This window comes from Faecalibacterium sp. i25-0019-C1, assembly GCF_042854225.1.
Lineage (GTDB): Bacteria > Bacillota > Clostridia > Oscillospirales > Ruminococcaceae > Faecalibacterium > Faecalibacterium taiwanense.
Genome location: NZ_AP031428.1, coordinates 2395938 through 2409840 on the forward strand (window position 1 = coordinate 2395938; position 13903 = coordinate 2409840).

The window sequence follows — 13903 nt, forward strand, 5'->3', positions numbered from 1 at the left end:
CTTTACCGCATTTTGGAAGCAAACCTGCGTGAATCGCCCTAAAAGCAGCGTGAAAAGCACAATTTGTGCCGGTTTTGTTGCAGTTGCCCGGCCCACAGGCATAGCAAAGCCCCCGGCAGGTCTTCGTCTGCCGGGGGCTTTGTTGTGTTATGAAAGATCAATCCTTCTTCTCTGCTGTGCGGGCAAAGAAGTTGGCGAGGATCGCACCGGAAATGTTATGCCACACGGAGAACACAGCGCCGGGAATGGTAGCCAGCGGATACTGTGCAAAGTGTGCGGCGGCCAGACTGGTTGCAAGACCGGAGTTCTGCATGCCCACCTCGATGGAGATCGCGCGGCACTTGGTGGAGTCCAGCTTGAGCAGCTTGCCCACGCCAAAGCCGGTGAGGTAGCCCAGCACATTGTGCAGGATGACCACCACAAGGATCAGCAGACCGCTGGTCATGATCTTGGCGCTGTTGGCGGAGACCACGGCGCAGATGATCAGCACGATGGCGGTAGTGGAGACCAAAGGCAGCACGCGGACGGCTTCCTCGGTGAACTTATGGAAGAAGTGATTGACCACAAAGCCCAGTGCGATGGGCACCAGCACCACCTTGACGATGGACATGAACATGCTCATGGGGTTCACGTCAACACGCTGGCCAGCGTACAGCAGGGTGAGCAGCGGGGTGAGCAGCGGAGCCAGCACGGTGGAAACAGCGGTCATGCCAACGGACAGTGCAACGTCGCCCTTGGAAAGGTAGGTCATCACGTTGGAAGAGGTGCCGCCGGGGCAGGTGCCAACCAGGATCACGCCAATGGCCAGCTCGGTGGGCAGGTGGAACACCTGCGTGAGCGCCCATGCCAGAAACGGCATGAGGGTGAACTGTGCAACGCAGCCCACGATCACATCCTTCGGGCGGCTGAACACCACCTTGAAGTCCTCCGGCTTCAGGGTAAGGCCCATGCCGAACATCACGATGCCCAGCAGGTTATTGACCCACGCCGTCTTTACCACGCTGAACGGGCCGGGGAAGAACAGGGCACCCGCGGCCACCACAATAACGATGGCGGCCATGTACTTGCCCACAAAGTCGCTTACTTTTTCCAGTGTTTTCATAATTGTTTCTCCTTTTCCTTCTGACATGCTTTGGGACAAAAGCATCCGCAAAATAAAACGCCCTTGTCCCCTACGGTCTGTAAGAGACAAAGGCGTATAATATCCTCTGCGGTACCACTCTTATTGCCAGCACAACGCTGACCACTCAGTGCACGTCCAACAACGCGCGGCCCGTGATAACGGGGGCCTGCCGTTCCTGCTTACTGGGGCGCACACCGTCCATTCAGCCGGAAAGCTCGGAGAGGATCTTCCCACGGATGCCCTGCACTGCCTTGCACCAACCGGCAGCTCTCTGCAGCATTCCTTCCGGGTACTTTTTCTCGTCATAGCCGTAATATTCTTGGTGACATGGAGTATACTCCCCTGCAAAGGCAAAGTCAATAGAATGAGGCCTTCTGATTTTTCATGCAGTTCATTTCAGGAGTGAAAGTGGTTCACGCAGCAGACAAAGCAGAACGGCATCGGTACCGACTGCTCCGGCAGGATGACGCGAAGCCATGGTCTAAAGAGTCGGCGGCAATGCCATCCCATCACACAACAAAAGACCGCTCATCTTTTCGGGTGAGCGGTCTTGCTGTTTCTGCGGTTTATTCGCCTTTGGCTTTTGTAAGCAGCATGTGCATGTATTCCGCACAGGCATCCCAGTCGCGGGCGGCGGCCTTGTCCTTCGGCATCAGGCTGCTGGCAAGGCCCACGCCAAGGCAGCCCGCCTTGCGGAACTCCGGGATGTTCTCCGGCGTTACGCCGCCAATGGCAACATAGTTTGTGTCGTCCTGGAATCCGACAATCTGGGGCAGGAGCAGAACGACCTCTGAGCCGCTTTTTCCTGTCTGATACGCAAAAAAGATCCCGTTCACCCAGAAGTGGACGGGATCTTTTTTGCTTATGGGGCTTTACTGCAGCCGATCAGGCTTTGACGAAGGCAGCTGCTTACTTTGCAGCCAGGTATTTGCCCAGTTCGCGGCCCAGCGTCAGGCACATACCAATGCTCACACCGGGGATCGGGGTGATATACTCGGGGCCGAAGCGCATACCGCAGGTGTTGCCGGAGGCGTACAGGCCCTCGATGGGCTGATAATCCTCGTTCAGCACCTGCTGGTCATTGGTGGTCACAAAGCCGCCGGTGGTCACCAGTGCAAAGCCCAGACTCGGGGTGGTGACATGGGCGTAGAAGGGAGCCTTTGCAACTGCATTCAGGAAGTGCGGGTCCTTGGCAAAGTCGCTGTCGTAGCCCTCGGCGCAAACCTTATTGTACTGCTCCACAGTAGCGGAAAGGGCTGCAGGCTCCACACCGATGTACTCAGCCAGCTGCTCGATGGTGTCGGCGCCGGCAACAGCCGTGACATAGCGGAGTTGTTGAAGGGTCACGGCAGTTTCCTTTCGGCGTGTTTTTTCTATCCTACCGCAGAGCCGCCAAAAACGCAACGTATTTTCTTCTTTGAAATACCAAACGAACATTGCCGGCATATCCAAGATACGTTTTACCCACCCTGCAATTTCCCTTATAATAGCACCGCAGTCTTGAAACAGCTGCAACATTCCCATATCACAAAGGAGGCTTTCCGGTATGGGACAACGGCAAAGTGAGATCATCAAAAATCACATGGAAGTCTACTGGCACGACTATGCGTCGGCCAGCAAGGGCGTTCCCATTACCGAGGCGGGGCTTGTGGAAAAAGCCTCCGTCATTGGACGCACCGGGCTGATGCTGCTGGAATGCGGCACCGGCGCATGGCGTGTCCGAAGCTCCATGAACACCCTTTCGCGGGAGCTGGGAGTCACAACAACAGCGGACATCGGCCTGTTGTCCATTGAGTTCACCTGCTTTGATGGTGACCAGTGTTATACCCAGTCACTCTGTCTGACAAACACGGGCGTGAATACCTCCCGGCTGAACCGACTGGAGCATTTCGTCAACGACTTCGACCGGGAAGGAAAATTTATGACCGGCGAAGAACTGCACAGCCACCTCGATGAGATCGAGCGCATCCACGGCTTGTATTCGCCCATCGCACTGGGCTTTGCAGCTGCACTGGCCTGCAGCTGCTTCACCTTTCTGCTGGGCGGCGGCATTGTGGAAATGCTGTGTGCCTTCTGCGGTGCAGGCATCGGCAACTTTGTACGGTGCAAGCTGACAAAGCACCATTTCACCCTGTTTCTGGGCATTACGGCGTCGGTCTGTTCAGCAAGCCTCGTGTATGCCATCCTGCTGAAGCTGGCCGAGGTGCTGTTTGCCGTATCGGCGCAGCACGAGGCGGGGTATATCTGCTCCATGCTCTTCATCATTCCGGGCTTTCCGTTCATTACCAGCGGCATCGACCTTGCCAAGCTGGATATGCGCTCCGGGCTGGAACGTCTGGCCTACGCCGTCCTCATCATTCTGGTGGCAACCATGACGGCTTGGATCATGGCACTGCTGCTGCATTTGCAGCCGGTGCAGTTCCCTGCCCTGAGCCTGACACTCCCGGAAGAGATCGTGTTCCGGCTGCTGGCAAGTTTTGGCGGTGTGTTCGGCTTTTCGCTCATGTTCAACAGTCCCCGGAACCTGGCAGTCTGCGCCGCCCTTATCGGTGCGGTAACGAACACGTTCCGGCTGGAGCTGGTGAGCCTTGCGGGCTTTCCGCCCGCTGTTGCAGCGTTTCTGGGCGCACTGCTGTCCGGACTGCTGGCCTCCTGCCTGAAGAGCGCCGCCGGTTATCCCCGCATCTCCGTCACCGTGCCGTCCATCGTTATCATGGTACCGGGACTGTATTTCTACCGTGCCATCTATAATCTGGGCATCCTGTCTCTGATGGACTCCGCCACATGGTTTGCAGATGCCATTCTCATCATCGTGGCACTGCCGTTAGGGCTGATCTTCGCCCGTATTGTCACTGACAAGACTTTCCGTTATTGCACCTGATGTGCAGCATTTCCATTCTCTCATATAAGGCAAAACGCAGCGAATCTTTTAACGGTTCGCTGCGTTTTGTTTTGCTGTGATGCACTTATAAAAGGAGTTCGTTTACAGGGCATTTACTCCCCGTAAACGATCTTGGTAGTAGTTTCCACATGGCGTTCCAGCCGGTCGGCAAAGTGTTCCAGCGGCAGAAAAACGCCAAGTTCATCGTAGCGGGTTCCGCCGTCCTTGAGCGTATCCTGTCCATAGTAGACCACGGAACGGGGCAGTGCGTGCTGCAGCTTCATCTGGATATCCCAGACGGTGGAGTAGGCCTCCGCTTCCGTTACCTTCTGCTTCACGGTGTCCGGCAGTTCGTAGATCAGCAGCAGCCCCAAATGCTGGTTGTAGTGGTACTCCACCACATCCATCGAGCCTTCGTCGTAGCCATGATACTTGCAGTAGCCGCTGGCAAGGTACATTTTTACCTTTTCCTGCTTCTGGAACACCCGGATGAACCGGTCGTATACTTTGCTGCTCACGGCAACTTTGTTGTTCGGCAAAAGAACGCCGGCATCATCCGTCAGGATCACCGGGTTCGGCTGACCATCGGCGTTGAATTTGAACGGGATCAGGGCAGCGTTCCGTAGCAGGTCAAACATACTGTGCTGGCAGATCGCCATCAGAAAGGCAGACAGATCCTTGTTCTCGTAGGCATTGAACAGCGCTGCGGCAAACTGCTGTGCACTCACGGTCGGCGCATCCAGTACGTCTGCCATGTCCAGCGAGTCGTTGAAGGTATCCATCAGGCGTCGGCAGGCTTCTGGATTTTTCAGGATCTCCCCGAACAGTGCCTCTGCCTTTTCTTCTCTTGGAAATATCGTTGCCATCAAAAAGACCCTCTTTCTGTTTATTTCCAGCTACCTATTATAGATTCATAATGCCCCACTGTGAAATACTGCTTTCATATTGCTGCTATATGCAGAACACTTTTTACACATTTTCCAAGTGCCTGTACAATGGACACTGCAATCATGAAATTGCACGAGGGAAATCGAAAAATATATAAGTTGGTTTGAACGAAGGCAGTTCCTATGTCTGAAGTCAAAAAGGTCGTGCTGGCATATTCCGGCGGTCTGGACACATTGGCTAAATAACTCTGGTCTTTTTTGTTGGGGCGTGTGCAACAGCCCCGTGTTATCATTTTGAATAATAGGTTTTAGATCCGAAAGCCAACCAGATGATCGAAGCCTTTGATTCGGCCAATCAACTGGTCAAAGATGAAGTTTTGGCTCTGCCAGAAGAATAATCCCCACAAACCAGAAAAAACGTCAACGCATGAGAGAGCAATCTTTCGCGTTTGACGTTTTTCTTTTTTGTTTTGCCACCGTCATTCTGTACAAAATTTGAGGATAAAATTTTATATCCAAAAATCTGCAAAAATCGGGTTTCTGAGGTCATTTTGCCGTTCCTCCCCGAATTTTGCTACAGATCTGCTACAAACTTGCTACAAACGACTGAAAAGGGGACATAAAGATTTCAAACCATTCTCTGACCAGCTGGACTTTTGAGCATCATCCCCGGTAGACATTCCTGACCGTTGGAACCCGCGCACTAATCAAAGCCCTGCTAGGGCTTTGATTGCCCCGCCTGCGGCGCGGCCGTGCTGTTCGAGTCCCTAATTCTCTATACACTAACATAAGTCCGCGTATAGTGCAAAAAAAGCCACTAACTTCTGTTAGTGGCTTATGCATGGTGGAGAATTAGGGACTCGAACCCCAGACCCCCTGCGTGTGATGCATGATGACTTTTCGATTTTTAGGACGTTGATTCGTTAAATGGACTCGATTTGCTACAGATCTGCTACAAACGGCAAATTTAATCTGCTTTTTTCTTCGCACAAAAGCATTCAAACATCGTTCCTTTCCGACGCTCATATGCTCCTTTATAGTCAAAGTCTGGCGGAGTCGGTTTGAAAGTTTTATCTTCTTTTTGACCACTGTATGCTTTCATTTGGAATTCCCGAAGCTGTTCCAAATCAATAGTTCCAACATGTGCTGTTGCATTACTTCCTCCTTTTATTCTCAGGATGTCCTTATTTTCGGTTTTAGACGGTTTTGTGATTCGGCTGTCTCCATACTCGGAGGTATTCGTCTGGATGCAGTAGCAGTGAATATCTCTACTTAGTGATTCAATTATATTGCTATAATAGTTCACATCATGATTCCACTCGACTGCGATCAACGCATCAATATAGGATTGAAAAATCGAACGATCTCGAATGGATGTAAGCTCAAAGCAGCAGTACACTGTAAACCAAAATCCGTTCCAGCTATACAACTCATACTTTGCATCACATTTAGCTTCAGAACTTTCTATTCCTTCCATAGCTCTTAGATGTAAGCTTTCAATCATCCTTTTTTCTTCAGGTGCAAAATGATTCTTTGAATGGTACAGAATCACAGAGTGCCACTGACCTGTCCACTTTTCTTCATACGGAAGAATCACTGCTGTCAGATTATAAACACAGTTATCCTCAATAATATGCTCTACCCCTGTTACAACTGCCAAATGATTTTTTTCGCAAGTTCTAGCCAGCGTTGGCAGCCATTCTTTTGGAGTACACGCTTCCGGCATTACCAACATATCTGCTTTTTCCCGAACAGCAGTATTCACCAGTTCTGCTATCTGCTGATATCTTCGGTAGCTTCTGTTCGGTTTACGCATAACAGCCTGGTCAAAGTTTGAAATGTCCATTTGGATATTGGCAACGGCTACCCTAATCTTTGAAAAGCTCGGCTTTCCGATTTGAAAAACGGGCTGCTTATTGAGTTCACCAGTTTTTATATTTTCTTCTATAAATCTATTATTTGTCCAACCTTCAAATGGAAGTGGGCTATAGTTCAACTGCCAGCATTGTTTGAAAATTTCCTCGATTTTATTCAAATCTTCTAGATCTTTTTTACGAACAAGATCATACATCAATCTTGCGAGCATCAGATCTGCCGGTTTGATAAGGTAGGGGTAATAGATGTATCTCTGATTTATAATCTTGTTCATTTTTTCTTGAAAAGTTTCTGTGCAGGTTTCTTTTTTCAGAAGCTCCACTACATTATCTTCATTGGTCAGATCCTTTTTCTGCGGATTCTCACCACCACAACTCACTAGTTCTGGCCAGATAACACACAGATTTTTATCCAGCATTTTAGCTTTAAAATAACCTTTCGAACGATTCTGTGCTTTTGTCAAAAGTTCTTTCATCTGTTCGCTGAGCAGGCTCTGCGCATCTTCTAACTTCCATTCCTCAAAAGTCTCCCCATCATGAAGTGCCATCGGACGAGCTATGCTGGAAATGAGATGTTCTTGCAGTGCCTCCCGCAATGCATTTGTTACAAATCCGGTATCATCATCCACTCCTTCTATGGCATAACTTGTTTTATCAAGCGTGTCTATGACAAGGGCAATAAACCTAAGTAGTGCCTTATAGGATTTTTTTACAAATAAGATTGCAATTACTCGTTCCCAGAGTGTATAATTTTCAATTATTGTTTTAGGCGTAAATATTTTATGGATGTCACGGACAAAATTATACTCTTCTCCTTTCGTCTTCTCCGAAATCAGTCCATTTATCCTTTGTAACTTCCCCAGATATTTCGAAAGTGCGTATTTATCAACAGCTATATCGTCCACTTCACGAAGTTTATTCACTCCATGGTGGCTTAGTTCAAAAACCTCCGAATAATCGTCCTCCTGAAACACAGCGTCATCTTCCGGCATCCAGCGAAATTCCGATTTGTTTTTTTCAATGCTATTCTTAAAACAAGTGATCAATGCATCCGATTGTCCACGCTGAAAGTAGAACAACTTAATTTTGCTTGCCTGTAATTGGATTTTCGTGGCGCTTCCCAATGGTTTTGTAAACTCTGGCAAAATACAGTAAGTTCCACATTCGTCTTCTTCTTTTTTGAAAACAGCCCTCGCATTCCGGTTTTCTTTACCCGTCCAGCGTGAATTATTTACCGTATAATATTCAAAGGCCTCATAGAATTCCAGTTTACCATCCTGCGCTTTTTGAGCGATTCGGCTTCCCTTTTCCACCTTTTCCACAAGCAATATATCATCTACATACCGTCCATAGTAAAGTGGATTCCATCCGTCCAAAATTGCTGTATCAAATTTTTTCAGACACTCGTTTGCTAAAACCCCCGATGGCAGAAACCCAATTGGTAATATACGGCGAATCCGCTCTTCTCCGCTATGCTCTCTGTAGATTTGTGAATATCTTTTGATCACACAGTACACAAAGTCATTTATCCTACTCAGATATTCTTCATTGTAGTCAGATTTTCCTTTTACCCTAGTAAGAATCTCCTTCATGAATTTCTCTGATACATCCACGGAGTAGTAGTAGCGCTTAAAGTCTAGCGTAAAAATCAGAACATCATCTTGTTGCATACACTTCTGTGCCAAAGTTAATGCCTGATCTCGCCAACTCTCATAATTCTGAAAATACGGCTCAAACAGCGCTGGAGAAAAGGTCGGTTCTTTAGAAAATTCATTATATAGCGTCTTTCGTATACGATTTCCATAGCAATTGGTATAGGATTTATCTAACTGCCATCCTATCATCATAATCCATAGAACGCCAAGAATCATTCCCTCAATCTTCATGTCAATGAAATATTGTATCTCATCAACTTTGACTTGTTTTGCTGGCACTCCACTAATCAAAACGCCTTTTGTTCCGTCCGAACAATTCTTTTCTTCCTTTGTATCCATAATCTTTTTCGGAAGCAGACGACAGGAAATGCTTTCCAAAATATCTTCTTTTTTCTCTTCCCACTTCGTGCTATCTGACGCTACAAACGCTTGGTGCAAATCCTTCAAGCGTTCCTCTATCGTTATATTGAGAGTGTTTTCCGCTTCCGCAATCCGATCTCTCAAATGGAGGTTTGTCTTGTCATAATACGCAGTTGATTTCAATTTTTTATATGCTTTTTGAAACAAATCATACTTTGGAACGCTATCTTCCATAGATACCTCCTCATTTTTACATCAAAACATTAATTTGTATTTCATGTCGACCATGTTAGCAAGGAATCCAGCTTAAAAATATTACAGTATAATCTTTTAGACGAGTATCCCATAAGCACCAAATTGTGCCATATAAACTTTCCCCTTTATTCAACACCCAATGCTTTGAACACCGCATCCTCTGCGCTACTATAGAAGATCAAATTAAAACTTCCTACCAATTCGGGTGGCACCGTTCCAAGATCAGCGGCGCTTGTAATCGGCAGCAGGACTTTCTTTGCTCCGCTGTCAAGACATACCTGCAAGCTGTTTGCAAGCTCGTCTACCTTTAGAATTGTACCACTGATACTAATTTCGCCCAGAACTGCAAGGGTACTGACCGTGGGACGACCAAGGGCAATGCCGCACAATGCAATCAAGGTGGGCAGTGCCAACTTTCCTGTCATACCGATGCCCTGAAGATCCTGATAGTTGATGATGTAGTCCTTAGATGCCGTGCTGATGCCACCGCTGATGCGGTTTCCATTTGCTTTCAGGAAGTTGAAGGCTGTGTTGGTGGATTCTCTGCAGTCACGGTCACTACCAAGACCTGTGCGCTCAAACTTTCCGCTGCCCGGCAACATCTGGCTTTCCAACCGGAACACACCGATCATGCCGCTTTTTCCACGCGAAACAGTGTAGATCTGTCCCGGATTGCACATTCCATCCGGGATCAGCTTACCGCCACCCTGTTCGGGAACCGACACAAACTTTTCTTCAAAGGTATCCAGATCAATGTAGCTGAAATTCACATCATAGAACTCCATGCCACCCAGCTTTTTCAGTTGCTCTTTCACACGACGGCGCATTTCCAGTGCAAAGATAAGGATCTCCTCCAGTTGCTCTTTGGTAAACTCACCGTCCGGATACAGCAGCTTTACATAGCCGCCTACGATCTTACGCACTGCGATCGTATCACGCTGATTCAGATTTTTACCAAGGCGGAAATACTTATCCAGTGCATCGCCATACTGCTCCTTACGCAGTTCCCGGATAAACTCAGCAAGATAATCCGTGATGAAGCCGTAGTCGTTGGTGAAATGCTCCGGGCGGAATTTAGGGATTTCCCAGCCAGGAATGTAACAATGCAAGCGATCCAAAAATGCAGTGTCTGTTCCCATTTCAGGCGGGAACGGATCAAACAGGCTAGAGGTTTTCAGCAGTACATCTACGCTCTGGTTGATGTTGCCCACAAAGACCATCGAGGCCGAGGCTGCTTTTTCCTCCTTGCCACGGGCAAAAGACCCAGATGCCATATAATCCTTCATGATCTGGATGCCGTCTTTATCCTTGAACTTGATACCAGCAACCTCATCAAAAGCCACACAGTCCCACAGACCCACCAGACCAACGGTCTTTCGTCCCATGTTGTAGAACAGGTTTGCCACAGTCGTTTGTCCACCGGACACCAGAATGCTGTTAGGGCTGATTTCCTTATAGATATGGGACTTACCGGTACTGCGAGGTCCAAGCTCGCAGAGGTTGAAGTTGTTCTCCACCAGCGGCAACATACGTGCCAACAAGAGCCATTTCTCCCGCTGGTTCAACTGCTCCGGCTCATAACCGCAAGAACGCAGCATTACATCCATCCACTCGTCCTGCGTGAAGGCTTTACGCCCGGTGCGTACTTCCTCAATATCGATATGAGGCATCTGGATCGGTGTTAGTTTACGGATGCTGATTGGAGTAAGGTCCTTCTGCTTTTTCTGGCTGGACTGCAACGGTTCACCGCCCAGATCAACAAGGCCAAAATTATTGTCACCCTCTACTTCATAATCCAGCTGTACAATGCACCAGATGCCTCCGCAGAGCAGCCGATCATATTTTTCCGGATATTCATCCGCAATGGGCACCTTGTCCAATCCCAAATTAGAGAAACTGGCAAAGAAGCAGTTCTTCTTAATGTCAAGATTGACCGTGATCATATCAATAACAGTATGGCTTCCCTTTTTTCGCAGCTGTGACAGAATTTTCTGTGCCTCATCCGGTCGGACAAAGTTGTCCGCCAGAATGTGCTTTACATTCTGCACGCCTTTTTCAATAATAGCTTCGTCATCCGAACTACAGTACTGGCCTAATAAAAACTCCAGCACATAAACCGGGACATTCGCACCTTCCTTGATCTTTTTAGTCAGATCCTTGCGAACGATCTTTCCATCAAAATTCTGCCGTAATTTTTCCTTGATTGCGTCTCGACGGCAGCTATTTTCCGCATTCGGCTCCATTTATAGTCCTCCTGCTCCCATCAGTTAAAAAAATCGAATTCATCAATCGCAAATGCAATATCGATCTGGAACTGTTCCCGCTGCTGCATCTGCTGACCCTGCTCATCCGCAATCACCAGATAATAGGTTGCTGTATTGCTGAACTTCATCGATTTGAGGTTGAAGTTGCAATGGAACGTACGATCTGCGCCGTTCTCACTGGTTTTGTCCGCAATGATCTTCTGGGTATCGCTGATAGGCTTTCCGTATTCATCCGTAAACCACACCAGATAAGTAGCAGCCTCACGGTTTGCACTTACCGCATCTTTCTGGTAGAAATCCAGTGAAAAGATCATATTGCTGATCTTCCGACTGGAAGAAAGCAAACTCACTGTTACGGGGAGTGTATCATACTTCTGCTTATTGCGCCGATATTCCATAGAGCCGTTGCGCAGATAATGATATTCGATCACCGGAACCGTCATTTCCTGCAGGCTGATACCGCCATGCACAAAATTCAGCCCGCCACCATTCATCTTGATGCGAATACCTTCCCGTGGAGCAAATCCAGTGTATTCCGTTTTTCCGTCCAGGAATTTTACAGGAAGCAAATACTGCGGATCCGCCTCCTTCTGCATGATTGCATAGCGTCTGCCATATTCCACTTCCATATCATGGAAGCTGGTTTTATCCACTTTGTCATCTTCGGTCAGCGGACTGTAAGTGTACAGGAAGCCATGATCTGCCGTAATCAGAATATTCGCCCCGCCGAAGTCATTGACGATAATGCGCACCATATTCTTCAGCTCACTGATAGCCCTATCGCATGCCGGGAACACAGAGGTGTCCGAAGTATGGCTTGCTTCGTCAATGGTATCATGGTAGATATAGACTACATCCATACCCTTGACCAGTGCCGCACGCTCTGCACGTTTCATCCCGATGATGTTCTTATACTGCAACGCCACGCTGGCCGGATTTACACCTTTCAGGACCTTATCCCGGTTCGTGCTTGCGGTAGACTGCCCATCGGCCAGAACATTCAGTACCTCATTTTTCAGTTCAGCCGTCAACGCCTTATGTGGGAGCAGTGCCGCCATGCCAAATTTCGTGATAGACGGGAAGATGCTCTGCATACTGCCGAGTTTCACATTGCTCTGCGTTTCTCTGCGCAGTTCATCTGCCAGTGATGCCGCCACCTCGTAACGCATAGCATCCGAGATGATCACGAACACGCGGCTGTCTGCCGGACGGATGTGCTCATTGTAGAAATCCGACTGCTGCGGAATTTCCAATACGCGGCCATGCTCTGCCATCTCATCAGCACATACATCCGACCAGTTTTTGCCGAGGCCTCCCAGAAACCAGTAGGAGTACAGCCCCTCTACCTTATCTACAACATGCTTGAACAGGTCGTCCAGTTTGATATTGGAGGTTTCCAGACTTCTCTGGAAACTCAGATGGAACAGTCGATAATAGGTGTCCATCCTGTAATAGTCCTCCGCATATTCTTTCCAGACCTGCTTTGCGTCCGGGGTATGGAACCCTGCGGAGTGCTCTTTGAAGAACTCCTGCATGTTGGCCACTTGCAGCAGACCCTCGTAGAAGTTGCGGAAGTACTCGTACCAGACACAGGTGCGGCGTTTTTCCACCGTCTTTGTGATCACATCCACATCAATAATATGGTCACTGATCTCCGTCATCAGCTTGCTCAGGATAATCTCGTTGATGCACGGGAAACACTCCGTTGTCGCCAGATCATCAACCGTCAGTTTTTCCAGCCTCTGCGGCAGATGTGCTTCATCTTCCACATAGCGGGCCACGTCATAAAGCTGCTGCAAATCATCACTGTGCAGCCACTCCGACACCAGCTCGTAGCAGTACGCCTGATGCGGAATGGAAAGGAACTTTTCCAACCCTGCCAGAAATTCCGGGCGCAGTGTGCGCGTAGAAGCTGTCAACAGAAGATGAATTGCCAGCTGCCCAAGATCCGGCTCTTCCTCTGCATAGCCACAGCCCTGCCGAACCATTGCCCAGAAAGCTTCTTCTGCACTATAATCCACAAAACTCTGATAGATTGGATTCTGCGCTTTATCCAACCCGCCACGAAGTACGTTCAGCAAAATTTCATTGGGCTGTGCTTTTTTTATACCGCAGAGCGCCGCCATCACGGCCATGTGCAGCTGTGCCGGAGTGGCAGGTATCTTATCCTGTGCCATGATTTTGGCACGACGAGCCTGTGCACCAAAAAACTTCCGGTAGTGCTTCACCAGCTTGCGCATAGAGGGATTGTCCAAGATATCCAGTTCCTGCATCCAGTTGGAAACAGCATCCGTCCGGTAGCTTTCGCTGTATAGTTCAATATCCAACAGCCAGTCATCCTCCTGCCGCTCGTAGGAAATGGGGCAGTAGACAACATAGTTGCTCGTCAGGTCATCCACCGACAGCATTTTTTTGACCGCAAAGGTATTGCTGCCAGTCAGTGCAACCAGCTTAGCATTTTCAAGCCGGATCTCATCCAGCTTGTCCGCATACTCCTTTTCTTCATCGTGCCAGAAGATGATCCGGCGCTCATAAAATTCCGGCAGCGGTACCGCAAACCGGCGGTTGAGGTCTAGTACGATTTTATCTGTTTCCATTGTTATA

At 48.7% G+C, this 13903-nt stretch carries 9 protein-coding genes and 1 other annotated feature; of the genes, 1 reads left to right on the plus strand and 8 read right to left on the minus strand.

All coding sequences use genetic code 11. From position 1 onward, the window contains the following. Nucleotides 1-157: 157 nt before the first annotated feature. From ACGHUK_RS11850 to ACGHUK_RS11860, 3 genes are all read right to left on the minus strand, one after another. Nucleotides 158-1102: a bile acid:sodium symporter family protein gene (locus ACGHUK_RS11850; RefSeq protein WP_097777253.1), complete on the minus strand. Its 945-nt coding sequence runs from the start codon at nt 1100-1102 to the stop codon at nt 158-160. A gap of 79 nt (nt 1103-1181) precedes the next feature. Then, nucleotides 1182-1438, minus strand: a binding site (T-box leader). Between the two features lie 251 nt (nt 1439-1689). Continuing rightward, nucleotides 1690-1959, minus strand: a complete 270-nt coding sequence (locus ACGHUK_RS11855) for a hypothetical protein (RefSeq protein ID WP_390574394.1) — start codon at nt 1957-1959, stop codon at nt 1690-1692. A 73-nt stretch (nt 1960-2032) separates the two neighbouring features. Then, a complete protein-coding gene (locus ACGHUK_RS11860; RefSeq protein ID WP_390509618.1) occupies nt 2033-2470 on the minus strand; it encodes an FAD-binding protein in 438 nt (145 codons plus the stop codon). A 199-nt stretch (nt 2471-2669) separates the two neighbouring features. On the opposite strand from ACGHUK_RS11860, the gene ACGHUK_RS11865 reads away from it, so the two are divergent. Continuing rightward, entirely contained in the window at nt 2670-4004 is a 1335-nt protein-coding gene (locus tag ACGHUK_RS11865; protein WP_005942733.1) for a threonine/serine exporter ThrE family protein, read from the plus strand. A 113-nt stretch (nt 4005-4117) separates the two neighbouring features. Here ACGHUK_RS11865 and ACGHUK_RS11870 read toward each other — a convergent pair whose 3' ends face one another. From ACGHUK_RS11870 to pglZ, 5 genes are all read right to left on the minus strand, one after another. Continuing rightward, a complete protein-coding gene (locus tag ACGHUK_RS11870; protein ID WP_390574395.1) occupies nt 4118-4870 on the minus strand; it encodes a DUF4866 domain-containing protein in 753 nt (250 codons plus the stop codon). Nucleotides 4871-5246: 376 nt separating this feature from the next. Next, complete coding sequence (locus tag ACGHUK_RS11875) at nt 5247-5441, minus strand: hypothetical protein (protein WP_390574396.1); 195 nt, start codon at nt 5439-5441, stop codon at nt 5247-5249. Nucleotides 5442-5858: 417 nt separating this feature from the next. Then, nucleotides 5859-9014 carry a hypothetical protein gene (locus ACGHUK_RS11880; RefSeq protein WP_390574397.1) on the minus strand — a complete coding sequence of 1052 codons (3156 nt, stop codon included), beginning with the start codon at nt 9012-9014 and terminating at the stop codon, nt 5859-5861. A 146-nt stretch (nt 9015-9160) separates the two neighbouring features. Next, nucleotides 9161-11278 (minus strand): protease Lon-related BREX system protein BrxL, encoded by a 2118-nt coding sequence (brxL, locus tag ACGHUK_RS11885; protein WP_390574398.1) that lies wholly within the window; start codon nt 11276-11278, stop codon nt 9161-9163. 20 nt (nt 11279-11298) lie between these two features. Next, nucleotides 11299-13896, minus strand: coding sequence for a BREX-1 system phosphatase PglZ type A (pglZ, locus tag ACGHUK_RS11890; RefSeq protein WP_390574399.1), 2598 nt, complete (start codon nt 13894-13896; stop codon nt 11299-11301). Nucleotides 13897-13903 lie beyond the last annotated feature (7 nt).

Excerpts from the sequence above, each read along its gene's own strand:
- ACGHUK_RS11850 (WP_097777253.1), bottom strand. The coding sequence starts at position 1,102 with ATGAAAACACTGGAAAAAGTAAGCGACTTTGTGGGCAAGTACATGGCC.
- ACGHUK_RS11865 (WP_005942733.1), top strand. The coding sequence starts at position 2,670 with ATGGGACAACGGCAAAGTGAGATCATCAAAAATCACATGGAAGTCTAC.
- ACGHUK_RS11870 (WP_390574395.1), bottom strand. The coding sequence starts at position 4,870 with ATGGCAACGATATTTCCAAGAGAAGAAAAGGCAGAGGCACTGTTCGGG.
- ACGHUK_RS11875 (WP_390574396.1), bottom strand. The coding sequence starts at position 5,441 with ATGACCTCAGAAACCCGATTTTTGCAGATTTTTGGATATAAAATTTTA.
- ACGHUK_RS11880 (WP_390574397.1), bottom strand. The coding sequence starts at position 9,014 with ATGGAAGATAGCGTTCCAAAGTATGATTTGTTTCAAAAAGCATATAAA.
- brxL (WP_390574398.1), bottom strand. The coding sequence starts at position 11,278 with ATGGAGCCGAATGCGGAAAATAGCTGCCGTCGAGACGCAATCAAGGAA.
- pglZ (WP_390574399.1), bottom strand. The coding sequence starts at position 13,896 with ATGGAAACAGATAAAATCGTACTAGACCTCAACCGCCGGTTTGCGGTA.